At 53.0% G+C, this 18409-nt stretch carries 20 protein-coding genes; 2 read left to right on the forward strand and 18 right to left on the reverse strand.

The window, feature by feature from the left end; all coding sequences use genetic code 11:
* Positions 1-12: 12 nt before the first annotated feature.
* The 12 genes from ACR9FF_RS26470 to ACR9FF_RS26525 all read right to left on the reverse strand — a co-directional run bounded on the left by ACR9FF_RS26470 (position 13) and on the right by ACR9FF_RS26525 (position 11662).
* Positions 13-1392, reverse strand: coding sequence for an ATP-binding protein (locus tag ACR9FF_RS26470; protein WP_435166555.1), 1380 nt, complete (start codon positions 1390-1392; stop codon positions 13-15).
* Positions 1389-2066 carry a response regulator transcription factor gene (locus ACR9FF_RS26475; RefSeq protein WP_435166558.1) on the reverse strand — a complete coding sequence of 226 codons (678 nt, stop codon included), beginning with the start codon at positions 2064-2066 and terminating at the stop codon, positions 1389-1391. The genes ACR9FF_RS26470 and ACR9FF_RS26475 overlap by 4 nt, the downstream gene beginning before the upstream one ends.
* A gap of 146 nt (positions 2067-2212) precedes the next feature.
* Positions 2213-2608 carry a 4Fe-4S dicluster domain-containing protein gene (locus tag ACR9FF_RS26480; RefSeq protein WP_201007714.1) on the reverse strand — a complete coding sequence of 132 codons (396 nt, stop codon included), beginning with the start codon at positions 2606-2608 and terminating at the stop codon, positions 2213-2215.
* The gene (locus tag ACR9FF_RS26485) at positions 2605-4239 is read right to left on the reverse strand and encodes an FAD-dependent oxidoreductase (protein WP_435166562.1); all 1635 of its coding nucleotides are present in this window, start codon (positions 4237-4239) and stop codon (positions 2605-2607) included. The genes ACR9FF_RS26480 and ACR9FF_RS26485 overlap by 4 nt, the downstream gene beginning before the upstream one ends.
* A gap of 60 nt (positions 4240-4299) precedes the next feature.
* Positions 4300-4794, reverse strand: coding sequence for an alpha/beta hydrolase family protein (locus ACR9FF_RS26490; RefSeq protein WP_435172226.1), 495 nt, complete (start codon positions 4792-4794; stop codon positions 4300-4302).
* Positions 4776-5093 carry a hypothetical protein gene (locus tag ACR9FF_RS26495; RefSeq protein WP_435166564.1) on the reverse strand — a complete coding sequence of 106 codons (318 nt, stop codon included), beginning with the start codon at positions 5091-5093 and terminating at the stop codon, positions 4776-4778. The genes ACR9FF_RS26490 and ACR9FF_RS26495 overlap by 19 nt, the downstream gene beginning before the upstream one ends.
* A gap of 31 nt (positions 5094-5124) precedes the next feature.
* Positions 5125-6198, reverse strand: a complete 1074-nt coding sequence (locus tag ACR9FF_RS26500) for an ABC transporter substrate-binding protein (RefSeq protein WP_435166567.1) — start codon at positions 6196-6198, stop codon at positions 5125-5127.
* Positions 6199-6236: 38 nt separating this feature from the next.
* Positions 6237-6569: a 4Fe-4S dicluster domain-containing protein gene (locus ACR9FF_RS26505; RefSeq protein WP_127492734.1), complete on the reverse strand. Its 333-nt coding sequence runs from the start codon at positions 6567-6569 to the stop codon at positions 6237-6239.
* The gene (locus ACR9FF_RS26510; protein ID WP_435166570.1) at positions 6566-8185 is read right to left on the reverse strand and encodes an FAD-binding protein; all 1620 of its coding nucleotides are present in this window, start codon (positions 8183-8185) and stop codon (positions 6566-6568) included. Before ACR9FF_RS26510 ends, ACR9FF_RS26505 begins: the two co-directional genes overlap by 4 nt.
* A gap of 98 nt (positions 8186-8283) precedes the next feature.
* Positions 8284-9174, reverse strand: coding sequence for an ABC transporter permease (locus ACR9FF_RS26515; RefSeq protein WP_435166573.1), 891 nt, complete (start codon positions 9172-9174; stop codon positions 8284-8286).
* A gap of 18 nt (positions 9175-9192) precedes the next feature.
* Positions 9193-9990, reverse strand: a complete 798-nt coding sequence (locus ACR9FF_RS26520; protein WP_435166576.1) for an ABC transporter permease — start codon at positions 9988-9990, stop codon at positions 9193-9195.
* 220 nt (positions 9991-10210) lie between these two features.
* Positions 10211-11662, reverse strand: a complete 1452-nt coding sequence (locus ACR9FF_RS26525; RefSeq protein ID WP_127492725.1) for an MDR family MFS transporter — start codon at positions 11660-11662, stop codon at positions 10211-10213.
* Positions 11663-11840: 178 nt separating this feature from the next.
* On the opposite strand from ACR9FF_RS26525, the gene ACR9FF_RS26530 reads away from it, so the two are divergent.
* Positions 11841-12527: a TetR/AcrR family transcriptional regulator gene (locus tag ACR9FF_RS26530; RefSeq protein ID WP_435166579.1), complete on the forward strand. Its 687-nt coding sequence runs from the start codon at positions 11841-11843 to the stop codon at positions 12525-12527.
* Between the two features lie 75 nt (positions 12528-12602).
* On the opposite strand, the gene ACR9FF_RS26535 is transcribed toward ACR9FF_RS26530, so the two are convergent.
* From ACR9FF_RS26535 to ACR9FF_RS26545, 3 genes are all read right to left on the reverse strand, one after another.
* The gene (locus tag ACR9FF_RS26535) at positions 12603-13283 is read right to left on the reverse strand and encodes an SdpI family protein (RefSeq protein ID WP_435166582.1); all 681 of its coding nucleotides are present in this window, start codon (positions 13281-13283) and stop codon (positions 12603-12605) included.
* A gap of 7 nt (positions 13284-13290) precedes the next feature.
* Positions 13291-13557, reverse strand: a complete 267-nt coding sequence (locus ACR9FF_RS26540; protein WP_015847019.1) for an autorepressor SdpR family transcription factor — start codon at positions 13555-13557, stop codon at positions 13291-13293.
* Between the two features lie 157 nt (positions 13558-13714).
* Positions 13715-14407, reverse strand: coding sequence for a TetR/AcrR family transcriptional regulator (locus ACR9FF_RS26545; RefSeq protein ID WP_248758770.1), 693 nt, complete (start codon positions 14405-14407; stop codon positions 13715-13717).
* Between the two features lie 134 nt (positions 14408-14541).
* Between ACR9FF_RS26545 and ACR9FF_RS26550 the strand changes: the two genes are divergently transcribed.
* Positions 14542-15894, forward strand: coding sequence for an MATE family efflux transporter (locus tag ACR9FF_RS26550; RefSeq protein ID WP_435166587.1), 1353 nt, complete (start codon positions 14542-14544; stop codon positions 15892-15894).
* A 75-nt stretch (positions 15895-15969) separates the two neighbouring features.
* Here the strand turns inward: ACR9FF_RS26550 and ACR9FF_RS26555 are convergent, their stop codons facing one another.
* From ACR9FF_RS26555 to ACR9FF_RS26565, 3 genes are read right to left on the reverse strand one after another with little or no spacing between them, the layout of a single operon-like run.
* On the reverse strand, positions 15970-16737 hold the full coding sequence (locus ACR9FF_RS26555; protein ID WP_435166590.1) for an ABC transporter permease: 768 nt from the start codon (positions 16735-16737) through the stop codon (positions 15970-15972).
* Entirely contained in the window at positions 16738-17499 is a 762-nt protein-coding gene (locus ACR9FF_RS26560; RefSeq protein WP_435166593.1) for an ABC transporter ATP-binding protein, read from the reverse strand. It abuts the gene before it with no gap.
* Positions 17500-17527: 28 nt separating this feature from the next.
* Positions 17528-18397: a pentapeptide repeat-containing protein gene (locus tag ACR9FF_RS26565; protein ID WP_127492712.1), complete on the reverse strand. Its 870-nt coding sequence runs from the start codon at positions 18395-18397 to the stop codon at positions 17528-17530.
* Positions 18398-18409 lie beyond the last annotated feature (12 nt).

Consider the following 18409-nt stretch of genomic DNA (forward strand, 5'->3'; position numbering starts at 1 on the left):
GTGAACGAATCATTACAAATTGGGAAGTCTAACGGTAATACTAGTGCCCGCTCCGGGCGAGCTTGCGGCTTCGATTTCCCCGCCGTGCAGCTGCACGATCTTTTTCACGATAGCTAGTCCAAGGCCCGTCCGCCCCGAAGTCCGCTCGCGTGCACGGTCAACCCGGTAAAACCGGTCAAACAGAAAAGGAAGATGCTCGGGCGGAATGCCGTCCCCTGTATCCGAGACCGACACAACGATATGGGACAATGTCTTTTCCGCGTAAACCTTGATGCTTCTCCCGGGCGGAATATAGTTGATGGCATTGCCAAGCAGATTCATCCACACCTGCTGCAGCAGCACCTCATCGCCATAAATATTAACGGTGTCGGGAACGGACAGCTTAAGCAGCAAATCCTTCTCCTCCAGCTGCCACTGCAGAACTTGAACGGCTTGGCGAATGTTTTTATAGAGGGAAAAATGCTTTTTGTTCAAAGCCTCTTCGCCCTGCTCAAGCGAAGAAAGAAGCAGCAGCTGCTTGCTGAGAATAGAGAGATGGCGGCTTTCCGCTTCGATAATATCGGCGTAATGCCTGCGTTCCTCGCTCGGAAGCTCTTGCTCCCTTAACACGGCGGCAAACCCCTGAATCGAAGTAAGCGGCGATTGAATCTCATGCGACACATTCGAGACGAACTGCTGGCGGGTCTGATCCACGCGCTCGAGCTCCTTGCTCATCGTCATGAAATGCTCGGCAAGCTGTCCGATCTCATCGCGTCTTCTCGTGGGCAGACGAAGGTTGTAATTCCCTTGCGCGATACGCTTGGTCGCCTCCGTTAGCCTTGTAATCGGCTTGACCAAATAACGGGTACTGATCAGGAACAAGAGAATGCTGATGATTACCGTATACAAGCCGACCAGGGCAAAAAAGGTGCGAAGCTCGCCAAATTGCAATAGAACGTCCGGCCGCATGAACAAGGCATAGCTTTTCCCCGAGGACTGCACAAGCACGCCTACCGTATTGCTTAGCCGGTTATCGAAAAACCCGGTAATAAAAGGCTTGTTCGGGAACTGTGCCACCCCGTGGTAAACCTCTCCGCCGAGCACGAGAGCAACGGCCCGTTGATCGAGATCCTGCTCGCGAAAGCTTCTGCCGTAAAAATGACTTTCTCCTTGACCGTCCGTCAAGTAAATCTCGTAACCAAGCGAAGCCGCGTTTTGCAAATAACGCTCCATCCCGGCAGGCTCCGTCTCGATAAAGCTTTTCATCTGCCGGGCAATCCCCACCAGCTTCTCATCGTTGAAAGACTTCAGCTTCATATGGTAATAAAGGTTGGACACCAGAAACCCGATGACGCTGCTGACCAGTATGACGGCCGCGGTGATCAGAAAAACCCGGAAGTACAGAGATTTCATTTCCCCTTCACCTCAACCTTGTACCCGATCCCCCGTACCGTCTGAATGGTAAAATCTTCGGCGTAATCGGCAAAGCGCTGGCGGAGCCGCTTGATATGCACGTCTACGGTCCGGTCATCCCCTTCGAAATCCGCCGCCCACACGAGTCGAATCAGCTCCTCGCGGGAAAACAGCCGTCCCGGGTATTGAGCAAGCTGGGCAAGAAGCTCGAATTCCTTCATCGGCAGCAGCAGTACCGATTGGCCGTCGGTCACTTCTACATTTTTGCGGTCAATCGTGATGCGGTTCATACGGATGATATCATGGGATACCTGATTATAACGGCGGAACAGCGCTTTAACCCGGAACAGCAGCTCCTCCGGTTCAAAAGGCTTGGTCACGTAATCATCGGTTCCCCTGAGATAGCCCTGCTCTTTATCGGAAAGCTGGTCTTTAGCCGTCAGCATAATAATCGGGATATCATAACGCTCCCGGATGTACTCGCATAGCTCGAATCCGTCTATCCGCGGCATCATCACATCAATAATGGCAAGGTTTATCTGCTCCCGCCGCATGACCTCCACCGCCTCGGCCCCATCCTGCGCTTCATGCACCTGATAGCCTTCGCGGGTCATCACGAAACGGACAAGCGCTCTAATATTCGGATCGTCGTCAGCCAGGAGCAAATGATACATCCTAGCAACCTCCTGTCCTATTCCAGTATTTTTCGTTGATAGCATAGCACATTACCGGGCAAACACAAACAGGACCTGACTTTAACCAGCCAAGCAAAAAAACAAGTTCCAGGGCATCAAGGCTCCCCTGGAACTTGCTCTATTCCTTATATTCCGTTCGTTTGACTCCCGCCCCGAACGACTTCCGATACGCCTTGCGGACGGACCGTACGGGGAGGCAGGATTCTGTCGATAAACGGCGTTGTATCAATAGCCGCAATCCTCGTACGTCCCGGCCCCCAGCCGATAATGGCTCGCCAGCTGCCCAGCACGCCTTGCTCGGCCAGCTCCTGTTCGTTCACTTCCACGGTCTGCTCGGCATAGGGCGAGACATACAGCGCATCCGCCGGGCAATATACTTCGCAGATAAAGCAGGTCTGGCAGTCGCTTTGCCGCGCAATGACGGGGATGCCGTCCTCGCCTTTATCGAATACATTGGTCGGACATACCTTCACGCAGATATTGCAGGAAATACACCGTTCCTCGCTGACTAATTCAATCATCCCGCCTGCACCCCCTCGGGAGCAGCCGCGGCCCCGGTTGGCAACGCGTCGCTGCCTGATTCAGGCACCTTCTCCGCCCGTACGCGGATCTCCTCGAGCCCCGAGACGAGCAGCCGGTACTGCTGCTCGTCGTCTTGACCAGGGTATTCCGCCAGCACATGCAGACCGCCGCTTCGGGATTCCTTGCGCGACAACGCTGCCGTATACATCCACCTTGCAGTTGCCGTCATTGCCGCGGTCTCGCGGGCCCGCACCTGTTCCAGCATATTTTGCGGCGCTTGATCATTCACCCGCTTCCATACCTCGTCCAGCTGACGCAAAGCGAGCTTCAGCCCCCGTTCGGTGCGGAAATAATTAATGTCGAGCGGAAGAACCTGACTCTGAATATCCTTGATCAGCTCCTGCGAAGACACGACGGAAGAAGCCGGGGCTGTGCCAAGCCCGTAGCGCCCGGCCGGCTTCAATTCGCGTTCCGCCGCGCTGCTCCGGAGAGACAAGGCATAAGCCGCTGCGCCTTTGCCCGCCCAGGTTCCCGAACAGATCGCCCATGACGCGTTAAAGGCGCCTCCGCCGGATGCCGAACCGGTAATACGCTCGCGAGTTGCCGCATCCCCTGCTGCGAACAATCCTCCTACCGTTGTGCTGCAGTCATCGCCAACAATCCGGATGCCGCCCGTGCCTCTAACCGTCCCTTCATAACGCAGCGTGAGCGGGAAAGGCTCGTTAAACACGTCAATTCCCGCGCGGTCATACGGCAGGAAGAAGATCGCATGGGATTTTCGTAAGAAGGCCTGCTTCTCCGGCGTATCCGCCTTGTTCATGATGGCATACACGGGTCCCTTGAGCAGAGCCTCCGCCAGAAAATCTCCCTGCCGCCCCGCAACGATTTCTTGACCGGTATGATCGTAATACGTTGCCCATCCAAGCAGTCTGGAGCGGGTATTGGAGCCAAAAGCCGGGGACGGAGCATACTTGCGGGTAAATTCCATCCCAGACAGCTCTACGCCAAGCTCGCCGGCCATTAAGTAACCGTCGCCGGTCAATACATTGCAGCCTAGGCCATTGCTCAGAAAAGCGCAGCCGCCCGTTGCGATAACAACGGCATTCGCGCGTACCTCCCAGGTCTGATTATCCTGCCGGGACACGCCGCGTGCGCCGCCAACGCCAAACTCGTCAACCAGCAGCTCGAGGGCCGGCGACTGGTCGAGCACTTTGACGCCGGCACGCTTCACAACCTTGCGCATTATTGACATGTATTCCGGACCGTGCAGATGATCCCGCATCGGAGTACCGTTCTCGTCGCGAACGAACGGATAGCCCCACTGCTCGATCAGCTCCATATTGGTATATACCTGGTCAAGCACCCGGTGAATCCATGCCGGCTCCGCCAAATACCCGCCCTGCTTCATTCGCTCTTCCACGGCACGCTTTCTCATTTCTTCGTCAGACGGCAAATAAAGCAGATTCGTGCCTCCCGGAGCCGTTGCACCGCTGCTGCCAAGGAAACCCTTGTCTGCCAGTACGACCTTGGCGCCGTTAGTGGCCGCGCTCCAAGCCGCCCAAGCTCCGGCTGGACCGCCGCCAATCACAAGCACATCCGCGGTCAGCCGCCGCCCTGCTGAATCACTCATCTTCCTTCCTCCTTATCCCATGAAAAGAGGCACTTGAATTTCTTCAAGCGCCTTTCTCTCTTATAGCAGCTTCTCTGCGAAAAAGTTAATCGTCGCCTGCAGCGCCGTTTGGAGCTGTGCGTTTGCGCCTCCATACGGATGTACCGTATTAAAGGTATGGTCGGCTCCTTGCACCAGCACATATTGCTGATGCGGAGCTTCTTCTTGGAAATAGCGCAGCTGCTCCAGCAGCGGCTCCCGGTCCAGATCTCCCTGCACAATCAAGGCAGGAAGCTGCAGTCCGGTAAAAGCTTCGCGAATGTTGAAGCGAGCTTCATTCCTCTGCCAATCCTCCTGGACCGTCAGATCCAGCAGGCTGACCGTTTCGCCGGCCGGCAGGTGGCGGGATGGGGGAGGTCCTCCATTCCACACCGCCAATGCCGCTATTTGTTCCGGCTTCTCGCTGGCCGTCAAAATGCTGCTTCCGCCTGCTCTGCTGTGGCCAAGCAGCCCAACCTTTGTCCGGTCGGCCGCTTGAGGCTGCGGCAAATCGCCGTTCAATACCGCTCGAAGCACCGTCTCCAAATCTTCAAGCTCCTGGGAGAAGGTTGATGCGGCTGCAATCGACGCTTCCTCCAAGCCGTCTTCCCTGGCAGCAATACGGGAGAAATTGTAGCTGACCGCATAGAAGCTTCAGCCAAACGGCTCGTCACCTCCGGCCAGAATGCCCAGTCCTTATACCCTCTAAAGCCATGACTTACGATAATAACCGGATGCGGCTTGCCGTCATCCAACGTTTTCACTTCGCCCTGCAAACGGATGCCCTTGCTTGAATACAACGTAAAGGACTGGACGGTCAGCGTATCTTTTCCCATATAACAATTCCTCTCCTATCCGATCAATCGGTTACTTCACTTCCCAATCCTCGATCTTGTAATCCTTTTTCGCCAGCCCTTCCTCTACAAGGAAGTCCTTCGTCCCCGTAATCCGCGTAATCCCTTCCGCCGGGAACGGCTCAACTGTAATATCGCTGATCGGGCTTACCTTCTTCGCCAGGTCTACGGTCGTTTTGTTCAGATCGGCAATAAACTGGTAATATTCATCTTCATGTTGCTTTAAATCCTCCAGCGCTTTTTGACGAGCTTCGTTCCACACTTTAGGGAAATCCGGGAATTTCTTCAGGTAGCTCTCCGATACAACCGTTACGCCCGTGCCATGCAGCTCCGGATGCTTGGTGGAATCGTCGATCAGCGTATACCCTTGGCCAAGCAGCTTCTGCGCGGTATAACCCGTGTTGGTCATCGCATCCACGTCGCCTTTAGCAAGCGCTGCTTGAGCGTCCGGGATAAGCATATGGACAAGCTTGTAGTCCGTCACGCCGGCTTGCTTCAGCAGACCAACAACGTAACGGTGCATGTAGGAGCCCTTTTGAATCGCAATCGTCTTGCCCTTCAGCTCTTCGACCGTCTTTGGTCCGTTTGGTCCCGAAATCAAGTAACCGATATTGGTAACCGTCGTTTGATTGATCAGTCTAGTCTTTGCCCCGGAAGCAGCCGCAATAATGGCCGGAGTATCGCCCAAGCCGCCAAAATCAAGACGTCCGCTGATTAGCGATTCCGTCTGGTCAGGACCGTTCGGGAAGCCCGTCAGCTTTACTTCCTCGATGCCGTATTTTTTCAATTCCGCTTGAATGATGCCTTTATAAAAGCCCCAGCCTTCCGCTCCGCCGGGAAGATTCTTATCATTGCTTCCGATGTAACCATAGTTGAGAACGGTCGGCACTTTGCTGTCCTTGTCCGCCGCAGCTGCCGTCTCCGTTCCCGTTGACGCGCTGGCACCGGTATTTGCGCTGTCCTTCGCGTTCCCATTCGAGCTATTGTTGGCTCCGCAAGCCTGCAGCCATGCCGTTGCCATAATCAGCACCGCGATCAGTGCTAGTCTAACCGGTCCGCGTAATCCTCTTTGTTTTTCTCTGCTCATTTGAAACAGACCCCTCTCGGCAATTAAGTATGTGTTGGTTAAAACTTTGCAAACTTCGATAATTGGTACATATAATCATGCGATGCGACCGGCGTCCTGCCTTTGCCCCAGCCGACCTTCTCCCGGTATCCGCCAAGCAGACCCTGCCGCTCCGCTTCCTGCTCGGTAATGCCGATAAGCTGCTCCGAATCCGGCGCAACGTACAATGCGTCAACCGGGCAGTACAGCTCGCACATAAAGCAGGTCTGGCATTCGTCCTGCCTGGCGATAACGGGAATCCCGTCATCGCCCCGGTCGAATACGTTCGTCGGGCATACCGATACGCATTGATTGCAGGATACGCACCGGCTCTCACTGACAACCTCAATCATGGTGCAATAACCTCCTTCTCGGTACGCGCTTCTTCATGGACGGCTTCCGACTTCACCCACACTTGATCCAACCCGCCGCTAATGAGCCGGTAATGCTGGCCGGCATCCTGCGTTGGGAAGTCTTCGCGCTTATGCATGCCGCGGGTCTCCGTCCGGGCAAGCGCGGAATTGTACATCCATCTTGCGGTTGCGGTCATGGCCTGCGCTTCGCGTGCTTTCACCCCGCCTGCCGAACGCTCCACCGCCTGATTCCGCTGATCCTTCCACAGTCCGTCAAGCCGCTGCAGCGAGCCCTTCAGCCCTTGCTCCGTACGGAACAAGTTGCGGTCGTACGGCGCTACTTCCTCCTGCACGGCGCGGACAATCTCCTCCGTCTTCCTCGGAGACGCTGCAGCCGTGCTCGTAATAATCGAAGTAGAAGCACTTTGCAGCTTGCGTCCCGCCGCATGCTCGCCAAGCTTTTTCGCATAAGCGGCCGCGCCTTCCCCGGCAAAAGAACCCGAAGACATCGCCCATGCCGCATTATGACTGCCTCCGCCGGTAAAACCGCCGCAGATCAGCTCGCGTGTTGCCGCATCGCCCGCTGCGTAGAGGCCAGGCACCGAAGTGGCGCATGTCTCGTCGGTAATGCGGATACCGCCAGTTCCGCGGACCGTGCCTTCCAGCCTCAGCGTTACCGGGAACAAATCGGTGAACGGATCAATTCCTCGGCGGTCGAACGGAAGGAAGAAGTTCGTCTGGTTCACCCGCAGCAGCGGCTTGATCTCCTCCGGAGCAAGATCCAGCTTGGCGTATACCTGTTGGCCTTCCAGCAGCTTGCGGGCGATAATAGAGCGGCCGCGCTTCGAACCCGCTCCCTCTACCGGCGTTCCGTCCTCATAATAGAAGGAGGCATAGGAGTAATAGGCGGTTTTCGTCACCGAGGAAAACGTCGGGCTAATCGCATAAGCGTTCGAGAATTCCATGCCCGACAGCTGGGCGCCCGTCTCCGCCGCGAGCAAGTAACCGTCGCCGGTCAGCACGTTGCAGCCAAGCGCCTTGCTTAAGAACGCGCAGCCGCCGGTTGCGATCACAACGGCTCCGACATGCACGGTCCAGGCATCGCCCGTTTGCGTTTGCACGCCGGACGCGCCGCCAACGCCGTGTTCATCCACAAGCAGCTCGAGAGCGGGACTATGATCCAAAATTTTGACGCCCGCTTTTTTCACCAGCTTGCGCATCAGACGCATATACTCGGGGCCTTGGAGTCCCCGCTTGTGAAGCTCGCCGTCATCATCCTTCGGAAAAGGATATCCGGCATGGCCAAGCCGGTTCATATTCTCGTACGTCCGGTCAAGCACCCGGTCCATCCAGCGGTGCTCGGCAAGCCTGCCGCCCATTTCGTAACGGCTGGCTTTCGCCTCCTCGCGCAGCCGATCCTCCGGCTTCACATACCAGACGCCGGTGCCCGAAGGTGCCGTAGCCCCGCTTGAGCCGCAATAGCCTTTGTCGGCCAGAATAACCTTCGCGCCTTGCGAAGCCGCCGTAATGGCCGCCCATGTTCCCGCGGGCCCGCCTCCGATGACAAGAACATCCGCTTGCAATTGAATAGCACCGTTTGGCATTACTATCGACATTTCGTTTTTCCCCCTCGAATAATTAATTGAATATTTCGACTTTTTATCGAGTAAAACAGCCGCTCCGGCGACAACAGCGCGGGAATGCCGTTTAAGCATTAGCCCTTATAGCTGTCTCGCCAGTTCAGCCAGCGAATCTCAACGCTCTTCATAACGGAATCAATGAGCTTGCCGATTACCGCGAATATAATAATGCCAACGAAAATAACGGAGGTTTCCGAGTTCTGTTTGGCCTCATTGATAAGGAAGCCAATGCCGGACCGGGAGCCGATCAGCTCCGCAACGACAAGACCAATCCAGGATACCGCAAGCGAGATCCGCACCCCGATCAGAATATCGGGAAGTGCAGCCGGAAGAATGAGCCTGGTCAGCCGCTTGAGCGGACTGAAGCCCAGAATGCGCGACACTTCGAACAGCTTATTGTCCACATTGCGGATGCCGAGGAACGTGTTGATATAGAGCGGGAAAAACGAGCCGGATACGATAATGGCGATTTTGGACGTTTCCCCGAAGCCAAACCACAGGATAATAAGCGGAGCAATGGCGAGATGCGGGACAAGCCGTAACACTTGAATGCTTGGATCAAGCAGGTATTGGGCTTTCCGGAACAGCCCTGTCAATAAGCCGAACAGGAGTCCCGCGGCCCCTCCGATCAGGAAGCCTAGTCCGGCCCGCCCCATGCTGACGAGCAGATGATGGAGAAGATTTTCCGAGGTGGCCAGCGTCCCGAATGCTTGAAGAATCGAGGCCGGCGACGGCATAAACATAGGCGAGATATACCCGGCCGAAGCAGCGATCTGCCACAAAGCAAGAAGCGCGGCCGGAATCGCCGCCCCTATCGCGATGTCTTTCAGGACGGCTGCCGCAAGCTTGGTTGACCAGCGCCGCTTACGCTTTGCAGCTCCTTTTTCAGCGGTTCTCTCCCCTCCGGCAAGCCCCGCTTCCGGTGCCGCTTGGGGAGAAACAATCGCTTCAAGTGAATTGCTCATGATTTCCTTGCCTCCCTTCTAGCCGTTGTAACGATCCTTCCATCTGAGCAGCCGACGCTCGATCAAGGCGAGCAGCGTGTCGGTGAACAGCCCAAGAGCGGCGAAGATAAAGATGCCTACGAAGACCACCGGCGTATCCGCAAATTGGCGGGCATCCGACATCATGTAACCAATCCCGGAGGTTGAAGCAATCAGCTCCGCAACGACCAGGCCAAGCCAGGATAATCCGATCGACAAGCGTGCGCCCAGGATAATATTAGGCAGAGCCGCCGGCAGGATCAGCCTTGTAATCTGCTTAAAACGGCTGAAGCCCAGCACTCTTGCCACTTCGAACAGCTTATTGTCCACATTGCGGATTCCGAGAAACGTATTGATGTAAAGCGGGAAAAAGGCGCTTTTGGCAATCAGCAGCACTTTAGATTCCTCGCCAATGCCGAACCATAAAATAAACAGCGGCACAACGGCAAGGCTTGGGATCATCCGGATCATCTGAATCGTGGGATCAAGCAGCTTTTCCGTTCGTCGGAACAAGCCAACCGCAAGGCCAAACAGCAAGGCCAGCGAGCCGCCAAGCGCGAAACCAAGCAAAGCCCTCGTCACGCTAATCTGGATATTCGACCATAGGTTGCCTGACGATGCCAAGGAAACGCCGGCCTCCGCAATCGTATAAGGAGTCGGGAACAGCAGCTCCGAAATATAGCCGTAATGCCCAAGCACCTGCCATATGACCAGCAGCGTTACCGGAAATACAAGCGCAAGCCCCGTTAACGTCAGCTTGCCCGGCGTTTTCCCTGCCGCCGCAGCTTGACTGCTCATCTTGATCACCACTTTCCTCTAAAATAAAAAAGAGGCATCCTCATATAAAATAAGAGAATGCCTCCGTTAGAACGGTGGGACGTTTTATTAATTTCGTTAATTCCTATTGATTAACTGTGGTATAAGAGTAGCATGGGGATTTTACACTGTCAATACATCGCGGAAAATTCCTCGTATGCAAAAAAAGCATCACGGCTTTAATGGCCATGATGCTTTTTCATTAAGCTGCGGCTGCAGCGTTTTTGGAACGTTTCGCTTGTTTGCGGATGATAAGGGTGAACGGAATCGCGATAACCGCGATGTAAGTCGCAATCGTAAAGACGTCATTTACGCTAAGCGTAAAAGCGAACAGCGGAATGACCTTTGCGTTTTCCGTGCCGGCTTGCGTCAGATCGGACACATGCGTAATGGTATGGGAAGCGAGCAGCGACGTGAACAAGGCGATTGCAAAGGAGCCGCCTACGTTACGCACCCAGTTGGTAACCGAGGAGGCATGCCCCACCATTTGCGGCGGAATTTCTTCCATGCCGGCCGTGCTTGTTGCGGCAGCGGCAAACGACACGCCAAGGTTACGGACCGCCATCCAGAAAATGACGTAAAAATGCGAGCTGTCCGTATGCAGATGAGTCATCTCGTAGCTGCCGAGAATAATAAGCACAAGCCCGCCGATCGTCATCCACTTGGCTCCGACGCGCGGATACAGCTTGCCGGCAATCGGCATAGCGAGCGCCATGACAAGAGACGACGGCAGCAGAATAAGCCCCGTGTCCATCGGCGTGATTTGCTGCACATTTTGCAGGAATAACGGAACAAGCAGGGTGCCCGAATACAGGCTGATCGTAATAATCGTGTTGGCTACCAACGTAATCGAGAAGCGGTAGTTGCCGAACACTCTCAGGTTAAGCAACGGATTCTGCGTTCTAAGCTCATGCCAGATAAAGAGCACCAGCATAACCGCTCCGAGACCAAACAAGCCAAGCACCTTTGCGGAATCCCAGCCCCATTGCCGCCCTTCGCTCAGGGCAAGCAGCAGCGCTACGCTGCTGAGCACAACGGTTGTAAGGCCAAGCTTATCCAGAACCTTAGCCGTTCCGATTCTAACATCCGGAATCATCGCGATAATAAACAGGATCGCCACGATGCCGATTGGCACGTTCATGAAGAAAATCCAGCGCCAGTCGAACTGCTGAATGAGCCAGCCGCTGAGCGTAGGGCCGAATGCCGGCGCAAGCATGCCGGACAAACCCCAGATACTAACGGCAAACGGTTGTTTTTCCTTCGGAATGATCTGAAAAATAATGGTCATGGTCGCAGGCATAACAAGCCCCGTAAAGATGCCTTGGATAATCCGGAAGGCAATCAGCGAACCGGCATTCCAGGAAAAGCCGCACAATAAGGAGAAAATAACAAACCCGATCATGGCATACAGATAGACGTTCTTGTAGCCGAATTTATCCCCCAAATAACCCGACAACGGCGCGATCGTTCCCAAGGAAAGCATAAAGCCCGTCAAGGTCCACTGCACCGTGCTCAGGTCCGAGTGGAAATCCTGCATAAAGATCGTAAGCGCGACATTAATGGTGCTGATCCCGAGAATACTCAGGAAGGCGCCAAAAAATATGGCAATCATAATCGGCCAGAACCGGATATTCTGGCTGGATGATGTATTCATTTGTTCCTCTTCTCCTATCTCTTATGGCCGAATGGCCTACTGTAGAAATGATCATACTGCAAAAAGTAGCCAAAGTAAACTCATTTACATAAAATTAGTTTAGTTTGACTATTTGGTTCATTTCATTATCCGGCATAATCGTGTATACTCTTACATAGGAAGAGAGGTTGGAACCTTTATGGATACAACGGGTGAAACGCAAAGCTGCAGATATACCGATGAAACGACCAAAAACAAATATGTCGCCAAGCTGTTGCATCCCATAAAGTCAAACGGCTTTCAGGGACTTCGCATGGATGACATCGCCAAGGCGATGGATCTGTCCAAGGCGACATTATATAAATATTTTCCTTCTCGCGACGAGATCATTGAGAGGCTGACAGACCTTTATATTAAATATGCAGTTTGCGATGAAGCAAAGCTGATGGAAGGAAGCCCCGAGGCTTATATCAAGGGCTTTCAGTCCACCTTCTCGCAGACGCTTATTATTGCGAACTACGGCACGGAGCCCTTTTTCCAGGATTTGCGCGAAATCTATCCGCAGCTGCTGGCCTCGATCGAAGTATCGATCAGTGACCGCAACGGGCGGCTTCGGGCGTTCTACGAACGGGGCATGGCCGAAGGGTATATGAACGATTTGAATGCGATGCTTATCATCCTGCAAGACGAGCTTATGTTCCAGAAGCTGCTCGACCCGCATTATTTGATGAGACACAATCTCACGCTTCGGGGCGCCATTTGGGATTACTACCAGATCAAGAAGCAGCAGCTGTTCAAGCCAGACGTGCTTGCCCAGATTAACGATGAAGCGATGTCGGAGAAGGTGGATTCCCTGGTTCGGAAAATTACGTACGGGGTCTCTTAAACAGCAAATGCAGCAAACGAATAAAGGCAGCTATCGGATTCATCACCCGGCAGCTGCCTTTTAAATTTCCCTTATTTACGATTTCTTTTTCGCTCCCGTATACAACAGATAAGAGTACAGATACGGGATAACGACACTTAGTATCATGCTGACGATTAGAACCGCAATGAGCCACTTGGCCGATAGCAGGCATGCTCCTAGTAGCATCAGGATCCCCGCAATAAACCATAACCTTCCGCCCAGCCGATGCGTGCTGCGCCAGTTATTCTCATCCGTGATCGTCCACGGCGTCCGGATTCCCATAAAGAAATTGCTGCGAAGCTGTCCCATTCGGTTGCCGATGATCATCCACATAATGCCGAGGCCGCCAAACACGATATTGACGAAAGGCAGATCATAATCGAGATTTTGCAGCATCATCAGTACGAACACCCCGTGGATAAACAGGCTGATCGTCCACCGCATCAGCGTGTAGTACTCGCTGAACCGGGCATAGTTCTGACGGCGAGGATCGACATTTCGTACTACCGAAAGAAACACTGGAAGCACGATGCCGATACCCGCGTACAAGAGCCACATGTTAGATTTGGCCATTGTGCCGTCCTGCTCGCCCTTGACATTGTAGTGACTGCCAACGACATCCGGCAGCTGATGGTTGAATACAAAAAACACGATACCGAAAATAACGGCATTAACGATGAGCAAAATCCAGTCCTGCTTGCCCCAGCGTATGGTCTGATTCGTTGTTTCGTTCATTTTACGTTCAGTCCCCTTTCGTTCCGAGTATGCCGAGGAACCAGCCCATTGCTTCCTGCACAACGGTCATGTTCAGCGAGTACACCCGGTTTTGTCCCTGTCGTTCTTCGGTCACCAGCTTGGCTTGCTTCAGCAAATTCAAATGATGGGAAATGCTTGGCTTGGAAATATTAAAATGGTCGGCGATTTGTCCGGCGGACAGATCCTGTTCCCTCAGCATTTGAAGAATCTGCCGCCTTGTCGGATCGGACAACGCCTTGAAAGCATCATTCAAGATTTACTCACTCCTTCCGAAGCAACTATTCGATATTTAGATAATATTCTAAATATCGAATAAAAGCAAGCAGGCTTACGCCCTTTTTTCAAGAAAATCTGCATGGGGTCAATCGAAAAACAGCCTGCCGCAGCGGCAGGCTGTCCATCCGTCCTCTCTAATGCGCCGTCTCCTGTTCTTTAATCACCTGCTCAATTCCCGACAGAATCAGCTTCAATCCGAACTCAAACGCTCCGTCCGTCCCCATCAGCTCGAACAGTCCGGTTTTGAACATCCTCCGGAACAGTCCCGCATCCGCCTCGCTCATCGAGTCGAGAAGATGAAGCATCTCCCCGCTTGGCATCTCTCCCTGCTCCTTAAGAATAGCGGAGACATTGCGCTGATGCTCGTAATCGTCCAGAACGAAGTAGAAAACATAGTTCATAACCGTAAGAATAGCCTGTAATTTCTGCTCTTGGTCAAGCGGCGTCGATTCCACGCAGAGCAGCATGCGGTTGGTGAACCGGATGATGTCCGGCTCGTGGGGTAGCGTCATCATCATAAGCTGCGTCGAACAAGGGTAACGGCGGAGCACAATCCGTACCGTTACCGCAAGGCCTGCCAGCTGCTCCTTCCAGTCCCCTTCGGAGCGGTACTCCTCCAGAATCATTTTCGACACCTGGTTGGCCAGACGCTGATAAAGATTCTGCTTGCTCTTGAAGTACCAGTACAGAGAAGGGGCCTGAATGCCAAGCCGGTCGGCCAACCGCCTCATGCTAAACTTCTCAATCCCATCCTCCCCCAAAAGCTCCCATGAGGCATCCAGTATCTTATCCTCCGAAATCTGAGGCTGCTTCTGCTTCTTATTCATTCGTATCCGTCCTTTTATCTAACAGTGTAAGTTTGTTCTTTACAGGTTTATACGTTCATGATATCATCTAACACTGTAAGGTTCAATCTAACACCGTTAGATAAACACAAAACATAAAGAAAGAAGTGATCCAGATGGATGCGCAAAACCTCCATTACTTTGAAAAAGCACCGGTCGCCAAAGCCGTAGCTCACTTCGCCATACCGATGATGCTGGGCACGTCGATGAGCGTCATTTATTCCATCTTGAATGCCTACTTCCTCGGTACGCTTAACAATACCGCCATGTTAACCGCGCTCGCGTTAACCTTGCCCTTATTCGCGATTATAATGGCGCTGGGCAACTTGATCGGCATGGGCAGCGGCACCTTCATCTCCCGTTTGCTGGGTGAGAAACGATATGATGATGTCAAGCATGTCTCTTCCTTCGCGTTCTACAGCAGTTTAGTGCTTGGTCTTATCGTGATTGCGGTTGGCCTCCCGTTAATCGATCCCATCGTCCATGGCCTCGGGGCAACGCCCGAATCCTTCGGATTCACAAAGGACTATGTCACGATTATGCTTATCGGTTCGCCAATCGTTGTCTTATTCTTCACGCTGGAGAACATCGTACGCTCGGAGGGCGCGGCTATCACGTCGATGACCGGTATGATTCTAAGCGTTGTCGTCAATATTATTCTCGATGCTTTGGCCGTCTTCGTATTCCATTGGGACGTGATCGGCGTTGCGTCTGCCACAGTCGTTTCGAACTTGGTTGCGTGTGTTTTTTTTGCTTTCCATATGGGGAAAAAGAGCCAATTCCTGACGATCTCCATGAAATGGTTCAAGGCTACCAAAGAGATTATGGGCAATGTATTCAAAATCGGGGTTCCCGTTTTTATTATGAGTATTTTTCTGGGCGCCATGTCGCTTATCTTTAACCACTATCTTGTCGAGTACGGAGATCAGTCCGTAGCGGCTTACGGCATTTCATCCCGTTTATTGCAGTTTCCCGAATTTATTCTGATGGGCTTATGCGAAGGCGTCGTGCCGCTTATTGCCTTTACCTTCACGGCGAATAAATCGCGCATGAAGGAAACGATCGGATTTACGATCAAAACGATCGTGTCGTTAGCCGTCTTGTTCGGCATTATCGTCTATCTGATTTCCGACCACTTGATTGGTTTGTTTACGAACGATCCGCAGTTGATCGAAATGGGCAGTTACATTTTGCATGTAACCTTCTTATCCTTGTTCATCACCGGAATGACCACGTTGTTCACGGGGATCTTCCAAGCAACAGCGCAAGGAACCGCCGCATTTATTATGTCCATCATTCAAGGAGTTACGTTGATTCCCGTTCTCTATATCGCCAATCAAATGAACGGCTTCCACGGAGTCGTCTGGTCGCTCGTCATTGCGGATACCGTCGCGTTCCTCGTCGGAGCGATCATGCTGTACATTTTGCGGAATAAATTGCAGCCGGACCTAGAAAGCTTAGTCCAATAAGCTATTTAACAAAGAATAAAAGGCAGGATCAGGGTGCTTCACCCCATCCTGCCTTTTTGCTTTTTGTATAGACGGTTACACCTTCTTTTTGTACACCCTCATTGCGAAAACATAAGCTACGAGCATAATTCCGACACACCAGGCAAGAGCGATCCAAATGTCGTTGTGTAAAGGCTGGCCTGCAAGCAAAGCACGGATGGATTCTACGATGGAGGTCACTGGCTGGTTTTCGGCAAACACGCGAACGACGGTTGGCATCGATTCGGTTGGCACAAATGCCGAACTGATAAAGGGCAGGAAGATGAAAGGATAGGAAAAGGCGCTGGCACCGTCAACCGTTTTGGCCGATAATCCGGCTATCGCGGCGACCCAAGTTAAAGCTAGCGTAAACAGAGCGAGGATACCGGCTACGGCAAGCCATGGCAGCACTCCCGCGGACGAGCGAAAGCCCATGATTAACGCGACTAGAATGATGACAGCCACCGAGATAGCATTGGATACAAGCGATGTTAAGACATGCCCCCAGAGCAAGGCGGAACGCGATATCGGCATCGTGTGAAACCGCTGGAATATCCCCTTCTGGACATCGGTGAACAACCGGAATGCCGTGTAAGCTATGCCGCTGGCAATCGCCATCAAGAGTATGCCTGGAAGCAGGTAATTCACGTAGTTATCCGTTCCGGTTTTTATAGCGCCGCCAAATACGTACACGAACAGCAGCATCATGGCGATTGGCGTAATGGTCACCGTAATGATGGTATCCATACTGCGGAAAATGTGGCGCATGGAACGCCCAAGCATAACGCTAATGTCGATGAAAAAATGCTTCTTAGCCGTTTCCATTTACATAGCCTCCTTTTTGCCGATAATCGCGAGGAAGATTTCCTCTAACGACGGTTGTTTCTCGATATACTCTACCTTTGTCGCAGGATACAGCTTTTTCAAATCCGAAAGCGTACCGTTCGCAATAATCCGGCCTTCGTGAAGAATGGCAATCCGGTCGGCCAGCTGCTCCGCCTCCTCCAAATACTGCGTAGTCAGCAGGACTGTCGTTCCGCCGTCCGCCAGCTCCTTGACGACCTTCCATACCTCGATGCGGGCTTCGGGATCAAGTCCCGTCGTTGGCTCATCCAGAAAAATGATCTTTGGTTTGCCGACTAGGCTAAGCGCGATGTCGAGCCGGCGGCGCATCCCTCCGGAGTAAGTGGATGCCCGGCGGTCCGCAGCTTCCGTTAATCCGAAACGCTTCAACATGTCTTCCGCGACCTGGCGCGGATTTTTGAGATATCGCAGCTTGGCGATCATAATCAAGTTCTCGCGGCCGGTCAGGATTTCATCCACGGCGGCGAATTGTCCGGTCAAGCTGATCGCCTGACGCACCTCATCCTGCTGCGACGAGACATCAAATCCGTTAATGGCTGCGGTTCCTCCGTCCGGCGCGAGCAGCGTGGTGAGAATTTTCACTACCGTTGTCTTCCCTGCCCCGTTAGATCCGAGAAGAGCGAAGATGCTGCCCTGCTCTACCTCGAAATCCACACCCTTCAATACTTCGAGCTGCTTGTAGGATTTCCGCAGACCTTTTACTTGAATAGACTTGGTTTGCATGGGGTAACCTCCTTAAAAAAGTTGATATTTAAACAACGGTCACTTTCGACAAATCGGCATCCATGCCTTTGAGGTGCGCGAAGGTTAATTTATCCATGGTTGCGCCGTCGAAGTTAACGGTTTTGATCATGCGATAATACTTCTTCGTCAACGTAAAACCAGGCTGGAACGAGACGTTTTTAAACGTAGCGCCTTTGAACGAAGCTTCGGTTAAAGCCGCTTTTTCAAACTTGACGCCGATAAACGTCTGTCCGTCAAAGCATTGCTTTGTCAGATCGGAGTATTTGAAATCAACCCCGTCAAATAAACAGCCTTCGAATTTCGTTTTTCTAAGATCCGTCAGCGTTAACGTAACGTCGGTCAGCTTCGCCCCCGTAAATTTGACTCCGTCCAGCCCCGATTTACTGAAGTTGGTGCGCACAAGGGTCGACTTGTTGAAGCTGGCATTCGTCAGATCCAGCGCGATGAAGCTGCAGTCCGTCAGGTTCGCTCCGTCAAAATTCGCTTGGCGTACGTCGCTGCTCTTGAACGAGCTGCCGGTCAGATCGGCACCGGAGAAATCGGAGCCTTGCAGCGCGCTGCCTTTGAATTGTCCCTTATGTGCTTTAACGCCGGCAAAGTCGCTGTCCGCCAGGCTGCTGCCGTTAAAGTTGGTGATCACTTGACGCTCCAGCGAGCGGGAGAGGTTGGCGACCTCCAGAATCGTTTGCTCGATGTCGCCAATGCTCTCGATTGTCGTCTTAAACGCCGTTTCGTCGTCCTTGCCCTCCGCTTTGAGCTCGTTGTAGCGCTCTTGCAAATCGGAAAGCAGGTCGGCCTTCAGTTCGGTAACGCTTTTCACCCCGTCGTATGGGGTAAACACGCTGTTCAGATAATCGTTCAATTTCGGATTTGTCATGTCAAATCTCTC

Source organism: Paenibacillus glycanilyticus (genome assembly GCF_051200795.1).
GTDB classification, from domain to species: domain Bacteria; phylum Bacillota; class Bacilli; order Paenibacillales; family Paenibacillaceae; genus Pristimantibacillus; species Pristimantibacillus glycanilyticus.